General features: G+C 60.3%; 17 protein-coding genes and 1 pseudogene. 8 read left to right on the top strand and 10 right to left on the bottom strand.

Annotation, left to right across the window (positions count from 1 at the left end):
- The coding region (gene pyrE / locus ACQKP2_RS27705; RefSeq protein ID WP_427581216.1) for an orotate phosphoribosyltransferase at positions 1 to 577 on the top strand (577 nt) is incomplete at its 5' end.
- A gap of 179 nt (positions 578 to 756) precedes the next feature.
- Here the strand turns inward: pyrE and argB are convergent.
- From argB to coaBC, 4 genes and pseudogenes are all read right to left on the bottom strand, one after another.
- Positions 757 to 1,662, bottom strand: coding sequence for an acetylglutamate kinase (gene argB / locus ACQKP2_RS27700; RefSeq protein ID WP_427581214.1), 906 nt, complete (start codon positions 1,660 to 1,662; stop codon positions 757 to 759).
- Between the two features lie 17 nt (positions 1,663 to 1,679).
- A pseudogene (locus ACQKP2_RS27695) lies at positions 1,680 to 3,083 on the bottom strand (phosphomannomutase/phosphoglucomutase); the annotation flags it as partial.
- Between the two features lie 278 nt (positions 3,084 to 3,361).
- A complete protein-coding gene (gene dut / locus ACQKP2_RS27690; protein WP_427581212.1) occupies positions 3,362 to 3,817 on the bottom strand; it encodes a dUTP diphosphatase in 456 nt (151 codons plus the stop codon).
- Positions 3,818 to 3,822: 5 nt separating this feature from the next.
- Entirely contained in the window at positions 3,823 to 5,031 is a 1,209-nt protein-coding gene (gene coaBC / locus ACQKP2_RS27685; RefSeq protein WP_427581209.1) for a bifunctional phosphopantothenoylcysteine decarboxylase/phosphopantothenate--cysteine ligase CoaBC, read from the bottom strand.
- A 136-nt stretch (positions 5,032 to 5,167) separates the two neighbouring features.
- Between coaBC and radC the strand changes: the two genes are divergently transcribed.
- Positions 5,168 to 5,842, top strand: coding sequence for a RadC family protein (radC, locus tag ACQKP2_RS27680; RefSeq protein WP_427581207.1), 675 nt, complete (start codon positions 5,168 to 5,170; stop codon positions 5,840 to 5,842).
- Between the two features lie 113 nt (positions 5,843 to 5,955).
- Here the strand turns inward: radC and ACQKP2_RS27675 are convergent, their stop codons facing one another.
- Positions 5,956 to 7,542, bottom strand: a complete 1,587-nt coding sequence (locus tag ACQKP2_RS27675) for an ABC transporter substrate-binding protein (protein WP_427581205.1) — start codon at positions 7,540 to 7,542, stop codon at positions 5,956 to 5,958.
- A 446-nt stretch (positions 7,543 to 7,988) separates the two neighbouring features.
- Between ACQKP2_RS27675 and rpmB the strand changes: the two genes are divergently transcribed.
- Positions 7,989 to 8,222: a 50S ribosomal protein L28 gene (rpmB, locus tag ACQKP2_RS27670; RefSeq protein WP_007921114.1), complete on the top strand. Its 234-nt coding sequence runs from the start codon at positions 7,989 to 7,991 to the stop codon at positions 8,220 to 8,222.
- Between the two features lie 11 nt (positions 8,223 to 8,233).
- Positions 8,234 to 8,389: a 50S ribosomal protein L33 gene (rpmG, locus tag ACQKP2_RS27665; RefSeq protein ID WP_003177274.1), complete on the top strand. Its 156-nt coding sequence runs from the start codon at positions 8,234 to 8,236 to the stop codon at positions 8,387 to 8,389.
- Between the two features lie 88 nt (positions 8,390 to 8,477).
- Here the strand turns inward: rpmG and ACQKP2_RS27660 are convergent, their stop codons facing one another.
- Complete coding sequence (locus tag ACQKP2_RS27660) at positions 8,478 to 8,723, bottom strand: hypothetical protein (protein ID WP_427581203.1); 246 nt, start codon at positions 8,721 to 8,723, stop codon at positions 8,478 to 8,480.
- An 80-nt stretch (positions 8,724 to 8,803) separates the two neighbouring features.
- Positions 8,804 to 9,166: a cupin domain-containing protein gene (locus ACQKP2_RS27655; protein WP_427581201.1), complete on the bottom strand. Its 363-nt coding sequence runs from the start codon at positions 9,164 to 9,166 to the stop codon at positions 8,804 to 8,806.
- A 223-nt stretch (positions 9,167 to 9,389) separates the two neighbouring features.
- Between ACQKP2_RS27655 and ACQKP2_RS27650 the strand changes: the two genes are divergently transcribed.
- Both ACQKP2_RS27650 and ACQKP2_RS27645 read left to right on the top strand, forming a co-directional pair.
- Positions 9,390 to 10,883 carry an aldehyde dehydrogenase gene (locus ACQKP2_RS27650; protein WP_427581199.1) on the top strand — a complete coding sequence of 498 codons (1,494 nt, stop codon included), beginning with the start codon at positions 9,390 to 9,392 and terminating at the stop codon, positions 10,881 to 10,883.
- Positions 10,884 to 11,060: 177 nt separating this feature from the next.
- The gene (locus ACQKP2_RS27645) at positions 11,061 to 12,206 is read left to right on the top strand and encodes an MFS transporter (RefSeq protein WP_427581197.1); all 1,146 of its coding nucleotides are present in this window, start codon (positions 11,061 to 11,063) and stop codon (positions 12,204 to 12,206) included.
- Here ACQKP2_RS27645 and ACQKP2_RS27640 read toward each other — a convergent pair.
- Both ACQKP2_RS27640 and ACQKP2_RS27635 read right to left on the bottom strand, forming a co-directional pair.
- On the bottom strand, positions 12,203 to 13,771 hold the full coding sequence (locus ACQKP2_RS27640) for a phospholipase D family protein (RefSeq protein WP_427581195.1): 1,569 nt from the start codon (positions 13,769 to 13,771) through the stop codon (positions 12,203 to 12,205). The genes ACQKP2_RS27645 and ACQKP2_RS27640 overlap by 4 nt on opposite strands.
- A gap of 60 nt (positions 13,772 to 13,831) precedes the next feature.
- Complete coding sequence (locus ACQKP2_RS27635; protein WP_427581193.1) at positions 13,832 to 15,265, bottom strand: PLP-dependent aminotransferase family protein; 1,434 nt, start codon at positions 15,263 to 15,265, stop codon at positions 13,832 to 13,834.
- 179 nt (positions 15,266 to 15,444) lie between these two features.
- Here ACQKP2_RS27635 and ACQKP2_RS27630 point away from each other — a divergent pair, with 179 nt between their 5' ends.
- Positions 15,445 to 15,690 carry a DUF1127 domain-containing protein gene (locus ACQKP2_RS27630; RefSeq protein WP_427581191.1) on the top strand — a complete coding sequence of 82 codons (246 nt, stop codon included), beginning with the start codon at positions 15,445 to 15,447 and terminating at the stop codon, positions 15,688 to 15,690.
- Between the two features lie 119 nt (positions 15,691 to 15,809).
- Here the strand turns inward: ACQKP2_RS27630 and ACQKP2_RS27625 are convergent, their stop codons facing one another.
- Positions 15,810 to 17,123 carry an FAD-dependent oxidoreductase gene (locus ACQKP2_RS27625; protein ID WP_427581189.1) on the bottom strand — a complete coding sequence of 438 codons (1,314 nt, stop codon included), beginning with the start codon at positions 17,121 to 17,123 and terminating at the stop codon, positions 15,810 to 15,812.
- Positions 17,124 to 17,270: 147 nt separating this feature from the next.
- Between ACQKP2_RS27625 and ACQKP2_RS27620 the strand changes: the two genes are divergently transcribed.
- Positions 17,271 to 17,624, top strand: a complete 354-nt coding sequence (locus ACQKP2_RS27620; RefSeq protein ID WP_427581187.1) for a YkgJ family cysteine cluster protein — start codon at positions 17,271 to 17,273, stop codon at positions 17,622 to 17,624.
- Positions 17,625 to 17,698 lie beyond the last annotated feature (74 nt).

Genomic DNA, 17,698 nt, shown 5'->3' with positions numbered 1-17,698 from the left:
CTACATCCTGCCGTCGGTGCCCAAGGACTTCGCCACGCACACCGGCATCAAAGTGACCTGGGACACCTTCGACACCAACGAGTCCCTGGAAGCCATCGCCATTGCCGAAAGCGGCATTCCCTTCGATGTTCTGTTTGGCCCGGCCTACAAGGGCATTCCTTTGGCGGCGACGACTGCCGTGGCATTGGCCGAGCATCACAACCGTGATTTGCCATGGTGCTTCAACCGCAAGGAAGCCAAGGCTCACGGTGAGGGTGGCAGCCTGGTTGGCGCACCCTTGACGGGCGAGGTGCTGATCATCGATGACGTGATCACTGCCGGTACTGCCATTCGCGAAGTGATGCAGATCATTGCCTCCCAGGACGGCGCCAAGGCGGCCGGTGTGCTGATCGCACTGAACCGTCAGGAGCGCGGTAATGGTGAGTTGTCGGCGATCCAGGAAGTGGAGCGTGACTTCGGTATCCCGGTGATCAGCATTGTTTCGCTGAACCAGGTGCTGGAATTCCTGGCCGATGATCCGCAGCTCAAGCAGCACCTGCCAGCCGTGGAAGCGTACCGCGCCCAGTTCGGCGTGTAACGCACCGTTCCCCTGTAGGAGCGAGCAGGCTCGCGATGGTCGTCAACGATGACGTTGGAAACCTGATATCCAGCGGCGCTCTCCAGTCCATCGCGAGCTTGCTCGCTCCTACAGGTTCGGTGAATTAAAAAGCCCCCGCTCAGTCAGGCTGAGCGGGGGCTTTTTGTGTGCGCTATCGCTTAGTGACGCTTGCGATTGCTGATCAGAGTGCCCACACCGGTATCGGTGAAGATTTCCAGCAGGATCGCGTTCGGCACGCGACCGTCAATGATCAGCGAGCTGCCTACGCCGCCCTGGACCGCTTCCAGTGCACAACGGATCTTCGGCAACATGCCGCCGTAGATGGTGCCGTCGGCGATCAGATCATCGACTTGCTGGGTGCTCAGGCCGGTCAAGACCTTGCCCGACTTATCCATCAAGCCGGCGATGTTGGTCAGCAGCATCAGCTTCTCGGCTTTCAGTGCTTCGGCCACTTTGCCGGCCACCAGATCCGCGTTGATGTTGTACGACTCACCGTTCTCGCCGACGCCGATTGGCGCGATGACCGGGATGAAGTCGCCCTTGACCAGCAGGTTCAGCAGATCGGTGTTGATCCCGACCACCTCGCCGACATGGCCGATGTCGATGATTTCCGGAGTGGTCATCTCGGGCGTCTGGCGGGTGACGTTGAGCTTCTTGGCGCGAATCAGCTCGGCGTCCTTGCCGGTCAGGCCGATGGCGCTGCCGCCATGGCGGTTGATCAGGTTGACGATGCTCTTGTTGACCTGGCCGCCCAGGACCATTTCCACCACGTCCATGGTCGCGGCATCAGTGACGCGCATGCCATCGACGAAGTGGCTTTCGATCGACAGGCGATTGAGCAGGTCACCGATTTGCGGACCACCACCGTGAACGACGACCGGATTGATGCCGACAGCTTTCATCAGCACGATGTCGCGGGCGAAGCCGGTTTTCAGCTCCTCGCTCTCCATCGCGTTGCCGCCGTATTTGATCACCAGTGTCTTGCCGACATAGCGGCGGATGTAAGGCAGCGCTTCGGAAAGGACCTTGGCGGTGTTGGCGGCGGCTTCGCGTTCGAGGGTCATTCAGGGCTCCGGGTGAATCAGAACGGTAGTTGGAGATCAGGTGCAACACGCTTCAACTGGACATGGAAGACGTCCTTGATGCGCGAAAGTTCTGCCTCGTCATCGGCCTCGAAGCGCAGCACCAGCACCGGTGTGGTGTTGGAGGCGCGAACCAGGCCCCAGCCTTTGGCATAGTCGACTCGCACGCCGTCAATGGTGGTCAGTTCGGCGCCTTCGCCCCACTGCGCGTCGTGCAATGCATCAATGATGCTGAATTTGCTCTCTTCGGTCACATGGATATTGATTTCCGGCGTAGAAATATCGTTCGGGAAGGTCGCGAACAGCTCCTCGGCCGACGATTTTTCCTTGCTGAGGATCTCCAGCAACCGTGCAGCGCTGTAAATGCCGTCGTCGAAACCGAACCAGCGCTCCTTGAAAAAGATGTGCCCGCTCATTTCACCGGCCAACAGGGCGCCGCTTTGTTTCATTTTCTTTTTGATCAGCGAATGACCGGTCTTCCACATTAGCGACCGACCGCCGTATTCCTTGATCAGTGGAAACAGGCGACGGGTGCATTTGACGTCGAAGATGATCTCGGCGCCCGGATTGCGCGCTACAACGTCGCGGGCGAACAGCATCAGCAGGCGGTCCGGGTAGACGATGCTGCCGGTATTGGTCACCACGCCGACGCGGTCGCCGTCGCCATCGAAGGCCAGGCCGATGTCGGCTTTGGTTTCCTTGACCTTGGCGATCAGATCTTCGAGGTTTTCAGGCTTGCCCGGGTCCGGATGGTGGTTGGGGAAATTGCCGTCGACCTCACAGAACAGCGGGATGACTTCGCAGTTCAGCGCTTCGATCAATTGTGGAGCGATCACACCGGCTGCGCCGTTGCCGCAATCGACCACGACTTTCAGGCGCCGGGCCAGTTTGATGTCCTGGACGATTTCGGTGGTGTAGCGGTCGAGGATCTCGACTTTGGTGACGCTGCCTTTGCCGTTGCTCAAGTTGTTGGTCTTGAGGCGGTCGTGCAGGGCCTGGATCTGCTCGTTGGCCAGAGTGTCGCCGGCAATGACGATTTTGAAGCCGTTGTAGTTCGACGGGTTGTGGCTGCCGGTCAGCATCACACCGGACTTTCCGGCCAGAATGTTGGCGGCGTAATACAGCGCCGGGGTGGGTACCAGGCCGACGTCGCTGACGTGACAGCCGCTGTCGGCCAGCCCCTGAATCAATTGTTCCACCAGCTCCGGCCCGGAGAGGCGGCCGTCACGGCCGACCGAAACATTGGGTTCACCCTGAGCCAGGCTTTGGGAACCGATTGCCCGCCCGAGCCAGTAAGCGGTTTCAGCGTTCAGAAATTCCGGGACGGTGCCACGAATGTCATAGGCGCGGAAAATGCTGTCGGGGAACTTGGGGGCGATGCGGGCTGGGGTGCTCATCTGCGGAAATGCTCCATCTCGAAAGTGGCGGGACAGACCGTCGAATCATTCGGCGGCAGGCTCAAACTGAAAGGTATGACGGCGTTTTCCGCGCAGAGTTCGTACTGCGAAAAGGCCATGTCGGTAACTTCGGTGATCCTTTGACCGGCCAATGCCCTGATTTCAGAGGTTCAGCCCTGAACCTGTGGGAGCGAGCCTGCTCGCGATAGCAGGCTGACAGGCTCTCTGTTGAATTTGCTGGCGTCATCGCGAGCAGGCTCGCTCCCACATTGCCGCGTTAACGATCAATGGCTGCCGGAGTGACCGAAACCGCCTGCACCGCGCTCGGTCTCAACAAATTCTTCCACCATCTCGAAGTGCGCTTGCACCACCGGCACCAGCACCAGTTGTGCCAGGCGCTCACCCACGGTCATGGTGAAGTCGGTTTGGCCACGGTTCCAGCAGGAAACCATCAGCGGGCCTTGATAATCCGAGTCGATCAGGCCGACCAGATTGCCCAGCACGATGCCATGCTTATGGCCCATGCCCGAGCGCGGCAGGATCAGTGCCGCGAGGTTCGGGTCGCCAATGTAGACCGACAGACCGGTGGGGATCAGCACGGTTTCGCCCGGTTTGATCACGATGTCTTTTTCCAGCATGGCGCGCAGGTCCAGGCCGGCCGAGCCTGGCGTGGCGTATTGCGGCAGCGGGAATTCGGTACCGATGCGTGGGTCGAGGATCTTGGCTTGCAAAGCGTGCATGTAAATTAAACCTGGTTCAGTCGTTCAGCGATAAAAGAGATCAGCTGGCGAGCAATCTTGCTCTTGCTGGTCTGGGCGAAAAGTGTGGCATGAAGGTCACGGTCGATCACGCTGCAGGCGTTCTCTTCGCTGTTGAAACCGATGCTCGGGTTGGCGACGTCGTTGGCGACGATCAGATCGAGATTCTTGTCTTTCAACTTGCGGGCAGCGTAATCGAGCAGGTGTTCGGTTTCGGCGGCGAAGCCGACACTGAACGGGCGGTCGGGACGGGTGGCGATGGTGGCCAGAATATCCGGGTTGCGCACCATCTGTAGCAACAAGCCGTCACCGTTCGTAGGATCTTTCTTGAGTTTTTGTGGCGCGATGACTTCCGGGCGGTAATCCGCAACCGCAGCAGAGGCGATGAACAGATCGCAAGGAATGGCAGCTTCGCAGGCCGCGAGCATGTCGCGAGCGCTGACCACGTCGATGCGTGTGACGCGATCCGGGGTCGGCAGATGAACCGGGCCTGTGATCAAGGTCACTCGGGCGCCTGCTTCCACCGCAGCCTCGGCCAGCGCGAAGCCCATTTTCCCGGAGCTGTGGTTGGTGATGTAGCGCACCGGATCGATGTTTTCCTGGGTCGGGCCAGCGGTAATCAGGACATGCTTGCCGGTCAGGGCCTGGCGCTGGAAGCAGTCCGCCGCGAGTTGGGCAAGGTCGGTGGCTTCGAGCATGCGACCCAGGCCGACATCGCCACAGGCCTGGCTGCCGGAGGCCGGGCCGAAGACTTTCAGGTCGCGGCTTTCGAGGGTTTGCAGGTTGGCCTGAGTCGCCGGGTCGCGCCACATAGCCTGGTTCATGGCGGGTGCGACGGCAACCACGGCGTCGGTGGCCAGGACCAGGGTGGTCAGCAGGTCATCGGCAATGCCCTGGGCCAGTCGGGCGATCAGGTCTGCAGTGGCAGGGGCGATCAACACCAGATCGGCCCATTTGGCCAGCTCAATGTGACCCATGGCCGCTTCGGCCGCCGGGTCCAGCAAATCCAGGTGCACAGGGTGCCCGGACAGGGCCTGCATGGTCAGCGGAGTGATGAACTCGCTGCCGCCGCGGGTCATGACCACACGGACTTCGGCGCCCTGATCCATCAGGCGACGAACCAGATCGGCGCTCTTGTAGGCGGCAATACCGCCGCCGACGCCCAGAACAATGCGTTTCCGATACAGCCGCTGCATAGGCCTGCCTTTCAATATCGTTGGTGAATGCTTGGCGATACCCCCTCCCCAGGGATGAATTCGCCCGCAAAAAAGATGGGCTACGATATCACAGCGACCGCTATGGAACAGCGGCGCCCAAAGACAGGGAGGTGCTATGAGTATTCGCCATTGGCCCGCGGCGGAACGGCCGCGGGAGAGGTTGCTTAAGTGGGGGGCAGCGTGTCTTTCGGACGCTGAACTGCTAGCCATTTTTTTACGAACCGGCGTATCGGGTAAAAGCGCGGTGGATCTGGCGCGACACCTGCTGAGCCAGTTTGGAAGTTTGCGCTCGCTGCTTGAAGCCGATCAGAAAACCTTCAGTAGGCATTTGGGGCTCGGGCCAGCCAAATTCGCTCAGTTGCAGGCGGTCCAGGAAATGGGCAGGCGGCATTTGGCTGAACGCGCCCGCAAAAAAACGGCTCTGGAAAGTCCGCAGGCTGTTCGCGACTATCTGAAATCGATGTTGCGCGATGAGCCTCACGAGGTATTCGGTTGCCTGTTTCTGGACTCCAAACATCAAATACTGGCCTTTGAGGCGCTGTTTCGCGGCTCCATCGATCACACCAGTGTTCATCCGCGAGAAGTGGTCAAGCGTGCGCTGGCTCACAACGCGGCGGCGCTGATCCTCTGCCACAACCATCCGTCAGGTAATTCCGACCCCAGTCACGCTGATCGAAAATTGACCAAGCGCCTGCAAGATGCGCTGGGCCTGATTGATGTGCGGGTGCTGGACCATTTCATCATCGGCGATGGTGATCCGCTTTCCATGGCTGAATATGGATGGATGTAGGAGCGAGCACGCTCGCGATGGTCGTTAACGATGACGCTGGGTGCCTGATGCCCAGCGGTGCTCTCTCGTTCATCGCGAGCATGCTCGCTCCTACAGGGGCGGGGCGCGGTGGATTATTTCAGGTTGACCTTGGAGTAGTCCTGGCGACCGAACGGGCTGACCGAGTAACCCTCGACATCCTTGCGCGTCAGGGCGAAAGCGGTCGGGTGGGCCAGCGGTAGCCACAGCGCCTGTTGCTGGATCTGCGTCTGGGCCTGTTCATAGAGTTTGGTGCGTACGCCCTGTTCGCCAGTGGTCTTGCCCGCGCTGATCAGCTTGTCCAGGTCCTGATTGCAGTAGCGCGCGAAGTTGGTGCCGGATTTCACCGCCGCGCAGGAGAACTGCGGTGTGAGGAAGTTATCCGGGTCGCCGTTGTCACCGGCCCAGCCCATGAACAACAGGTCGTGTTCACCAGCCTTGGCGCGGCGAATCAGTTCGCCCCATTCGATCACGCGAATTTCGGCCTGAATGCCGATTTCAGCGAGGTCTGACTGCAGCAACTGTGCGCCGAGGCTCGGATTGGGGTTCAACAGACTGCCCGACGGACGGGTCCAGATCGTGGTCTGGAAGCCATCCTTGAGACCTGCCTTGGCCATCAGCGCCTTGGCTCTTTCCACGTCATGCGGGTAGCCCGGCAGATTTTTCGCGTAGCTCCAGGTGTTGGGCGGGTATGGCCCGTTGGCAGGCGTGGCGGTGTCCTCGAACACGGCTTTGACGTAGTTGGCCTTGTCGAAGGCCAGATTGATCGCCTGGCGCACTTCCGGCTTGTCCAATGGCGGGTGCTGGCTGTTGATGCCGACGAAGGCGGTCATGAAGGCGTCAGTCTTTTCCACCTTCAAGGTCGGCTCTTTCAGGGCAGCCTGTACATCCAGGGGTTTGGGCGACAAGGCAATCTGGCATTCGTTGCGGCGCAGCTTCTGCAGGCGCACGTTGGCGTCCGGGGTAATGGCGAATATCAGCGGGTCTACCGAAGGCTTGCCAAGGAAGTAGTCAGGGTTGGCTTTGTAGCGGACCGACGCGTCCTTCTGGAAGCGCGTGAAAACGAATGGCCCGGTGCCGATTGGCTGAGTGTTGAACTTGTCCTGGGCATCGGCCTTGAGCAGCTTGTCGGCGTATTCGGCCGAATAGATCGAGGCAAAACCCATGCTCAGGGTCGCCAGGAACGTCGAGTCTGGATGATCCAGCGTGAAGCGCACGGTCAGCGGATCGAGGGCGTCGATCTTCTTGATCAATGTGGATAACTGCATCGATTGTGCATGTGGGAAGCCACTCTGGGCGACCTTGTGCCACGGGTTGGCGGGGTCAAGCATGCGATCGAAGCTGAACTTCACGTCTTCGGCGGTCAGCTCGCGGGTCGGGCTGAAGTACTCGGTGCGATGAAATTTCACCTGCGGGTGCAGCTTGAAGATGTAGGTCAGTCCGTCGGGGCTAACCTCCCAGCTATCGGCGAGGCTGGGCACTACCTTGCCACTGGCGGTATCGAAGTCCACCAGGCGATTCATCAGGACATCGGCCGAGGCGTTGGTGGTGGTCAGTGAGTTGTATTGCACCACGTCGAACCCTTCCGGGCTGGCCTCGGTGCAGACGCTCAAGGCGGCCGCCTGTGCCAGCGGGCTTAGCAGGAGAGGGGCGAGCAACAGCGGTAGGGCAGCGAGGCGCATGGTCGGATTCCTTTACAGATCGAAGGCCCATCTGCAAGTGCAGTCTGGAAAAGGCTTACCCTAGTGGGCTCTTTTGCAAATGACTATCCCCTTTTTGATTTTCGGGGGACTATAGGCGATTGATTTTGCTGTGCTCCTGGTCGCGTAGCGCTGGATGGGTGGATCGACCGGACTTTCTGCGACGAGCGGTCAAAATCGACGACAGCCTTGATTCAGGGCGTCTGAAGCGCGAAAAACAGGGTTTTTATCAACTCGACGCACAGCGAATGTTGTTGCTCTGCAGTCTTTCTGGTATAAAGCAGCGCTCTTTTCTAGGGGCCCGGTTCCTTCACTGTAGGTGTAGCCGGTAAGACCTCTAAAGAATCGCGGCGCCTGGCGCCACAATGACTAGAGATTAAGCGGCCAACCCATGCCGGGTTGGGCATGTGGTTTTAGAGGGCTGAGGCATGTCTAGAGTATGTCAAGTTACCGGTAAGGGTCCGGTGACTGGGAACAACATTTCCCACGCAAACAACAAAACCCGTCGTCGTTTCCTGCCGAACCTGCAGCATCACCGCTTCTGGGTTGAGTCCGAGAAACGTTTTGTACGTCTGCGCGTATCTGCCAAAGGCATGCGTATCATCGACAAGCGCGGCATTGATGTCGTGCTGGCCGAACTTCGCCGCGATGGCAAGGTTTAAGGGAGCTAATCATGCGTGAATTGATTCGTTTGATTTCGAGCGCCGGTACTGGTCACTTCTACACTACCGACAAGAACAAGCGCACTACTCCGGACAAAATCGAGATCAAGAAATATGATCCGGTTGTTCGCAAGCACGTGATCTACAAGGAAGGCAAAATCAAGTAATTGATTTTTCCCGACTTACGAAAAGGCCCGTATCGAAAGATACGGGCCTTTTTCGTTTTTACGCCTGAATTCGGCGGCAAGCCAGCGGTCAGCCGAAGTAGATCGAAATGATGATGTCGTGTTCGTTGGCGTTCAGGTTGATGCGTTCTGCGCGTGCGTCATAGGTCCCCACGTAGTTGCCCCATGGGCGAGTGGGGCGACCGGTCGTATCTTCGACCTCTTTGCGCAGTTCTTCGGAGTAGGGCGAGCCGACGACGGACTTGATCAGCTCGAGTACCTGTTCGTCGGTATAAGTGGTGATGTCGGGCATGGTGCTTCCTTGCAGTGAGTTCATGTCGAGGCGCCTCACCATTGAGGCGCCTGTCGATGATCTGACCGGGAAGCCGGCCTGATGCGGTATATATTTATCGGGCGTCAGGCTTTTTGCTCGAATGCCACATAGATCTTGCGGCACGGCTCCAGCACTTCCCAGGTGCCGCGAAAGCCTGCCGGGATCACGAAGCGGTCGCCGGCGCGTACGGTTTTGGCATGGCCGTCGTGGTCACGCAAAACGGAAACGCCCTGCAGGATTTCGCAGTACTCGTGTTCGGTGAAGTTCACCGTCCACTGGCCGACGGCGCCTTCCCACACACCGGCGTTCAACTGGCCGCAAGGACTGTTGTAGTGGTTGTAAACCGCTTGCTCGGGGTCGCCCTTGAGAACCTTGGCCGGGTCCGGACGATAGCGTTCGGCGGCAGTGGTGGCTTGGCTGAAATCGACGATGTTCTGGATGCTCATTGTTGTTATCCCCCGTGATTGCTTGATGAGCCCAAAGTCTATGTTTATTAAAATGAACATCGCAAGGCCGTTTGCCGGTGATATGTCAAATATATTGAAACTTCACCTGCCGCTGGTTTAGGGTGGCGGTTGCCCTGGGCCGAAAGCAGGCTGGCCAGGCAGAATTCCTGACAGCGCCCGCGAAGAACGCGGGTGTCGTATTCAATAAGAGGAGGACACTCGTATGACCACCCTGACTCGTGCCGACTGGGAACAACGTGCTCGCGACCTGAAGATCGAAGGCCGTGCCTACATCAATGGCGAGTACACCGATGCCGTCTCCGCCGAGACCTTCGAGTGCATCAGCCCGGTCGATGGCCGCCTGCTGGGCAAGATTGCCAGTTGTGATGCCGCCGACGCCCAGCGTGCCGTGGAAAACGCCCGCGCCACCTTCAATTCCGGCGTGTGGTCGCGCCTGGCGCCGACCAAGCGCAAATCCGCCATGATCCGTTTCGCCGGCCTGCTCAAGCAGCACGCCGAGGAGCTGGCGCTGCTTGAAACCCTGGACATGGGCAAGCCGATCAGCGACTCCCTGTACATCGACGTTCCCGGTGCGGCGCAAGCCCTGAGCTGGAGCGGCGAAGCCATCGACAAGATCTACGATGAAGTGGCGGCCACTCCGCACGATCAGCTGGGTCTGGTGACCCGCGAGCCGGTGGGTGTCGTCGGCGCCATCGTGCCGTGGAACTTCCCGCTGCTGATGGCTTGCTGGAAGCTCGGTCCTGCACTGTCCACCGGTAACTCGGTGATCCTCAAACCGTCGGAAAAATCGCCGCTGACGGCCATCCGCATTGCTGCACTGGCCGTCGAAGCCGGCATTCCGAAAGGCGTGCTGAACGTTCTGCCTGGCTACGGCCACACCGTCGGCAAGGCCCTGGCCCTGCATAACGATGTCGACACCCTGGTGTTCACCGGTTCGACCAAGATCGCCAAGCAGCTGCTGATCTACTCCGGCGAGTCCAACATGAAGCGCGTCTGGCTCGAAGCCGGTGGCAAGAGCCCGAACATTGTGTTCGCCGATGCACCGAACCTGCAGGAGGCTGCCGAAGCCGCTGCCGGCGCTATCGCCTTCAACCAGGGCGAAGTCTGCACCGCCGGCTCGCGCCTGCTGGTGGAGCGCTCCATCAAGGACAAATTCCTGCCGTTGGTGATCGAGGCCTTGAAGACCTGGAAGCCTGGCAACCCGCTGGACCCGGCAACCAACGTCGGTGCACTGGTGGACACCCAGCAGATGAACACCGTGCTGTCCTACATCGAATCGGGCCACGCCGACGGCGCCAAACTGGTTGCCGGTGGCAAGCGTACGCTGCAGGAGACTGGCGGCACCTACGTCGAGCCGACGATTTTCGATGGCGTGAGCAACGCGATGAAAATCGCCCAGGAAGAAATCTTCGGCCCTGTGTTGTCGGTCATTACCTTCGACAGCGCCGAAGAAGCCATCCAGATCGCCAACGACACGCCTTACGGCCTGGCCGCTGCGGTATGGACTGCCGACATCTCCAAGGCCCACCTGACTGCGCGGGCACTGCGTGCCGGTAGCGTCTGGGTCAACCAGTACGATGGTGGCGACATGACCGCGCCATTCGGTGGTTTCAAGCAGTCGGGTAACGGTCGCGACAAGTCGCTGCATGCATTCGACAAGTACACCGAACTGAAGGCGACCTGGATCAAGTTGTAATGTGAAGCGAGCCCCGGCCATGCCGGGGCTCAACGCAAAACCCCTGTGGGAGCGAGCCTGCTCGCGATAGCGGTCTGACAGTCGACGTCAATGTTGAATGTTGCTCCGTCATCGCGAGCAGGCTCGCTCCCACAGTGTTTTGTGCCGTACATAAAAATATCCACAGGAGCGTGGAACATGCGTTGGGCGACATATTTCGCCGTGTTGGCGTCTGTCTTGAGTGTTGGCCTGGCCCTGGGGGTCAGCATGCCGCTGGTGTCTTTTCGTCTGGAAGGCTGGGGTTATGGCTCGTTCGCCATCGGTGTGATGGCGGCGATGCCGGCCATTGGCGTGCTGCTGGGCGCGAAGATCTCCAGTCACCTGGCGGCGCGTCTGGGGACGGCCAACCTGATGCGTTTGTGCCTGTGGGGCGGTGCCGTTTCCATCGGTTTGCTGGCGTTGCTGCCCAGCTATCCGCTCTGGCTGGTGTTGCGCTTGATGATCGGTACGGTCCTGACCCTGGTCTTTATTCTCGGCGAAAGCTGGATCAATCAACTGGTGGTTGAGGAGTGGCGCGGGCGGTTGGTGGCGCTGTACGGCAGCAGCTACGCGCTGAGCCAATTGGCTGGGCCCATATTGCTGGGTGTGTTGGGCACCGAACACGATTATGGCTTTTGGGTCGGTGTCGGCTTGTTGGTGGCGGCACCGTTTTTGTTGCTGGGCCGCAGTGGCGCACCCGGCAGCGAGGCCTGCAGCGTAACCTTCGGCGATTTGTGGGAGTTTTGCCGAGGTCTTCCGGCGATTGCCTGGGGGGTATCGCTGTTCGCGGCGTTCGAGGCGATGATCCTGACGCTGTTGCCGGTGTATTGCCTGCGTCAGGGCTTCACCACGGAAATTGCCCTGGCGATGGTCAGTACCGTGGTGGTGGGCGATGCTCTGCTGCAATTGCCGATCGGTGCATTGGCGGATCGCGTGTCGCGGCGGACGTTGTTTGCCGGCTGTGCAATGGTCTTGCTGGTATCGAGCCTGGCCATCCCGGTGCTGCTCGACACCTTGCTGATCTGGCCGCTGTGGGTGCTGTTCGGCGCCAGTGCCGGCGGTTTGTTTACCCTGTCCCTGATTCTGATCGGTGAGCGCTATCGCGACGATGCGCTGGTTCGGGCCAATGCGCACATCGCGCAACTGTGGGGGGTCGGTTGTCTGCTCGGTCCGTTGATCGCCGGTGCCGGCAGCCAGTGGATCAGCGGGCATGCCTTGCCATTGCTGATGGCGGCGGGTGCCTTTGGTCTGGTGATTCTGGTGACGCGACAAGGGGCGTTCGGTTCGGTGGCCGAACCGGCCTAGAGCATTCGTTCCAGGCCAACGGTGTTGCTCAGCCAGGCATTGAAGCGTCGCCACCAGGTGCCCGGTTCACGGGTCAGTGTGTGCATTTTGCCGTCGTCTTCAGTCACCCATACCAATCGGCCATCTTCCAGCCGCACCTGATAACTCAGGGGCGGCGCCATGCCTTGCAGTGCCAGTTCGCGGACCTGGGCCGCCAGTTCCGGGCTGTCGACCAGCACCCCGACTTCGGTGTTCCACAGCACTGAGCGTGGGTCGAAGTTGAACGAGCCGATGAAGGCCTTCTTTCTGTCGAAAATGATCGCCTTGCTGTGCAGGCTCGAATCGGAGTCGCCATAGGACTTGCTGGTGAACAGGCGAGGCCCGCTGCCGTTGTCATGGCCAGGCTGGCGACGCAATTCAAAGAGCTGCACGCCATGCTCCAGCAAGGCCTTGCGATAGGGCGCGTAGCCGCCATGCACGGCCGGCACGTCCGTGGCCTCCAGTGAATTGGTCAGCAACCGTACCGAGACCCCGGCATCGGCGCGCCCGGTCAAATACACCAGCCCCGGCTGGCCGGGCACGAAGTAGGCCGAAATCATCACCAGCTCTTCGCTGACGCCGTCGAGTTCGGGCGCCAATTGGGTGGTCAGCAGTAACTGCGGGTCGGGTTCATCCTTGGCCAGCACCTTGCTGGGGGCATCCCACAAGGCCTGGTTCCAGGCCCAAATCAACTCATTGCGCCAGATACCCAGTCGCGGTTGGGTGGCGAACGTCTTCAGGTGCTTATAGAGCGCGTGATTCTCTTTGCGGTATTGCTTCAGGGACTCTTCCAGCCGCATCCGGGTGTCCTGCAGATCCTTGGCGGTCGGTTTGCTCGACAGAAACTGCTCGATCGGTTTGCTCAGGGCGCTGTTCCAGTACTGGTCGAAGCTGTGTCCCAATTGCTCCGCGACCGGGCCGACACCGAGCATGTCGATGTCGGTGAAGTTCATGTTGGGCTGGGCGTCGAAATACTCGTCCCCCAGATTGCGCCCGCCGACAATGGCCATGCTGTTGTCCGCCAGCCACAACTTGTTATGCATGCGTCGGTGTTGCTGGGACAGATTGAATAGCCGGCCCATGGTGCGCGTGACGCCTGTACTGCGGCCCAGATGCAGGGGGTTGAACACGCGGATCTGTATCTTTGGATGCGCCGCGAGGGTGGCGATGGTGCGGTCCTGACCGTCGCTGGTGGTGTCGTCGAGCAGTATGCGCACCCGCACGCCTCGGTCGGCGGCCTTGAGCAGTTCTTCTAGCAGCATGCGGGTACTGATGCCGTCATGGACGATGTAGTACTGCAAGTCGAGACTGCTTTGGGCGTTGCGAACAAGTTCAGCGCGGGCCGTGAAAGCTTCAGTGCTGTCGGGTAGAAGACGAAAACCTGATTGACCTGCATGGGGCGCTGCCTGGGCCTGGACGGAGCGGCCGAAAGCCGAGGCGCTTGCCGGCAGCGCCTGGCTCGGTTCGTGCTGCACGTCGAAATTGGCGCAACCGCCCAGGAACGAAGCAGCTATCACAAGAGCGAGCAGGGACTTTCTGACTCTCACGTGGGACCGTTCCGATTGGCGGCAGGTGATGGCATATGGACGCTGGACTCCGCAGAAAGGTCAGTCAGTCAGCCCGTCGGTCTCCGCCAGCAGTTTGATCGCTGCGGCGCCGACCTTGCGTACGGCGTCTTCAATCTGCGCCGTTGGTTTGGCAGCGTAGTTCATGCGCAGGCAATTGCGGTACTTGCCCGATGCGGAAAAAATGCTGCCGACAGCAATCTGTACGCCCTGATCGTGCAGGGCGCGATTGAGCTTCAAGGTGTCGAAGCCTTCCGGCAGTTCAACCCACAGCATGAAGCTGCCCTGTGGACGGCTGGCGCGGGTGCCGGCGGGAAAGTAACGGGTGACCCAATCGATCATCACGTCGCGATTGCGCTGGTATTGCGTGCGCATACGCCGCAAATGCGGTTCGAAGTGGCCGCCCTTGAGGAATTCGGCGATGGCGACCTGAGGTTGTGGGGCGGTGGAGCCGGTGCTGATGTATTTCATGTGCAGCACCCTTTCCAGGTAGCGCCCCGGTGCGACCCAGCCAATGCGCAGGCCTGGGGCAAGGGTCTTGGAGAACGAACTGCACAACAGGACACGACCATCTTCATCGAAGGACTTGATCGTTCGTGGGCGCGGGTAGGTGTAGGAGAGTTCGCCATACACATCGTCTTCAATGATCGCCACGTCGAAACGCTGCGCAAGCGTCAACAACGCGCGTTTGCGCGACTCGGGCATGATGTAGCCCAGCGGGTTGTTGCAGTTGGGCGTCAACTGTATGGCCTTGATCGGCCATTGCTCCAGGGCCAGTTCCAGTGCATCCAGGCTGATGCCCGTCAGCGGGTCGGTGGGAATTTCCAGGGCTTTCATGCCCAGGCCCTTGAGGGTTTGCATGGCGCCGTGGAAGCTCGGTGAGTCCACGGCAACGATATCGCCCGGCTCACAGATGGCGCGGATGCTGGTGGACAGCGCTTCGTGGCAGCCGGTTGTCACCACCAGGTCGCCGGGCCGCAACTGGCAACCGGAGTCGAGCATCAGGCGGGCGATCTGTTCGCGCAGTTCGAGGTTGCCGTGGATGTTGTCGTAATACAGGCCGGGCATATCCTGTCGACGGCTGATCTGCGCCAGGCCGCGCAGCAGCGGCTTCATGGTCGGGGAGGTGACATCCGGCATGCCGCGACCCAGTTGCACCACATCCTTGCGCGGCACTGCACGGATCAACTCCAGCACCTGATCCCACTGCGAGATATCCACAGGACGTTGTGCCGGACGGCCGACCGCCGGAAGCTCCGGCAGCTCGCGACTGACCGGCACGAAATACCCGGACTTGGGCCTGGGCGTGGCCAGGCCGCTGTCTTCCAGAACGCGATAGGCCTGCTGCACCGTGCTCAGGCTGACCCCGTGTTCGATGCTCAGCGCCCGCACCGACGGCAATCGGTCACCGGGGCGATAAAACCCCTGTTCAATACGCGTGCCGAGCAATTCGGCGAGGTTGACGTAGAGAGTCATGGCGCAGTCTCGAAATGGATGATTCGGTTGACCAGTACAGATGGGGCAAAAATACGGGATTCAGACCCTGAAGCATCAAATCTGTATGGAAATAATACAGTCTGGTTGGATCTGTAATGCTTTTCGTCGCCCACGCATCATGAAACCTCTGGCTACCCAAGTAAACAGGAGCATCCAACATGAACGGCTTGAGCGATGTGCGGCTGACGTTACACAGTCAGGAACTGGTGCAAGGACGCGACAACGAGGCGCGCGGGACGGTGATGCGCAACGCCCTGTCCGGCCTGAGTCGCTGGGACCGGTTCTGGCAACGTCTGCACACACGCAAGGCGTTGTTGAGCCTGACAGCCGATCAGCTCAAGGATATCGGCCTGACTCGCGAGCAGGCGCTGGAAGAGGGGTTGAAACCGTTCTGGCGGATCTGAATCCGGCTGTGTTTGACCCAATCGCGAGCAGGCTCGCTCCCACAGGAGATTTGTGTACGGCGCAGATCTGTGGGAGCGAGCCTGCTCGCGATGAGGCCCGAAAACGCACCACCAAACGATCAGACCAACTCCTTGAGCCGATGCCACAACATCCCCAGCGCCAGCAATGGCGAGCGCAAATGCTTGCCGCCGGGAAAGGTCATGTGTGGCACCTTGGCGAACAGATCGAAGCCGCCGCCGTGCTGGCCGCTGATGGCCTCGGCCAGCAACTTGCCCGCCAGATGGGTGGCGTTCACACCATGCCCTGAATAGGCCTGGGCGTAATACACGTTCGGTTGCTCCTTGAGCCGACCGATCTGCGGCAGGCGGTTGGCGCCGATGCCGATCATCCCGCCCCATTGATAGTCGATCTTCACCCCCGCCAGTTGTGGAAAGACCTCCAGCATCTTCGGCCGCATGTAGGCCGCGATATCCTTCGGGTCACGCCCGGAATAATGGCAGGCGCCGCCGAACAGCAGGCGGCGGTCGGCGGAGAGCCGGTAGTAGTCCAGCGCCACCCGTTGATCGCACACCGCCATGTTCTGCGGCAGCAGGGCATGCGCCTGCTCCTCGCCCAAGGGTTCGGTGGCGATGATATAGCTGCCGGCGGGCAGCACCTTGCCGCCAAGTTCGGGGTTCAGGTCATTGAGGTAGGCATTGCAGCCGAGCACCAGGGTTTTGGCGCGGACGGCACCTTGGGCAGTGTGCACTTTGACCTCCGGCCCGTAATCGATACGGGTAACGGCGGACTGTTCGAACAGCTTCACCCCCAGTTGCTGAGCCGCGGCAGCCTCACCCAGGGCCAGGTTAAGCGGATGCAGGTGGCCGGAGCCCAAGTCGATCAGGCCGCCCACGTAGCGGTCGGAACCGACGACGCTGTGCATTTCGTGGGCCTGCAACAGGCGGGTCTCATGGCGATAACCGAGGCTGCGCAGTTCTTCGGCGTCCTCGGCAAACCCTTCGAGTTCACGGGGTTTGTTGGCCAGGTCGCAGTAGCCCCAGGTCAGGTCGCAGGGGATCTGAAAGCGCTCGACCCGTTGGCGAACGATTTCCACAGCCTCCAGCCCCATGAGTTTCATCTGGCGCACACCGTCGACACCCACGATGTTGGCGAATTGATCGAGGCCGTGGCCAACGCCACGGATCAGCTGCCCGCCGTTGCGCCCGCTGGCGCCCCAGCCGATCTTGCGTGCTTCGAGCAACACCACGCTGAACCCGCGTCCGGCCAGTTCCAGCGCCGTGTTCAAGCCTGAAAAACCACCGCCGACCACGCAGACATCGGCCACCACCTCACCGTTGAGCACAGGATGATCCGGCTGTGGCAGGCTGCTGGCCGCGTAATAGGAGGCCGTGTGCTGTTGGCTCGGGGCGGGTTGCTCGGCACGGGCAGTCATCGGCGTGATCCTGGTTCTTGTGTTTAGAAAATTTGACGGAGCATAAGCCGGACTTCCGCAGGCGGGCAACATCGGTCGGTTGCCACTGTCTGGATCAGGTCTTTTGCATCAGAATTGCACTGTGTCCCAACGTCGGTTATCGCCCTGATGAGCTGCAACAGCCAGAAAATTCGTACGCTGCGCCAGCAAATTCCTTCCTTCGAATGTGTGCCCGGCTGCCATGACTGCTGCGGCCCGGTGACCACCTCACCGGAAGAAATGTCACGCCTGCCGCGCAAGAGCCGCGCCGAGCAGGACGCTGCGATGGAAGAGCTCAACTGTGTGCATCTGGGCCCTGATGGTTGCACGGTGTACGACGAACGACCGCTGATCTGCCGGTTGTTCGGTACCACCCAGACGTTACCGTGCCCCAATGGGCGGGGGCCGGTGGAACTGATTCACCCACGGGTCGAGAAGCAGGTGTTCGAGTACATGGCCGCCAACCGGCAGGTGCTTGTATAGATTGTGTCGCCCCCATCGCGGGCAAGCCCGCTCCCACAGGTTCAGCGCGATCCCTGTGGGAGCGGGCTTGCCCG

Origin of the sequence: Pseudomonas sp. NPDC089569, from assembly GCF_050280625.1 — a bacterium.
GTDB lineage: Bacteria > Pseudomonadota > Gammaproteobacteria > Pseudomonadales > Pseudomonadaceae > Aquipseudomonas.
Note: the sequence above shows the minus strand (reverse complement) of the source record. Positions and strands in the feature narration are given on the sequence as shown.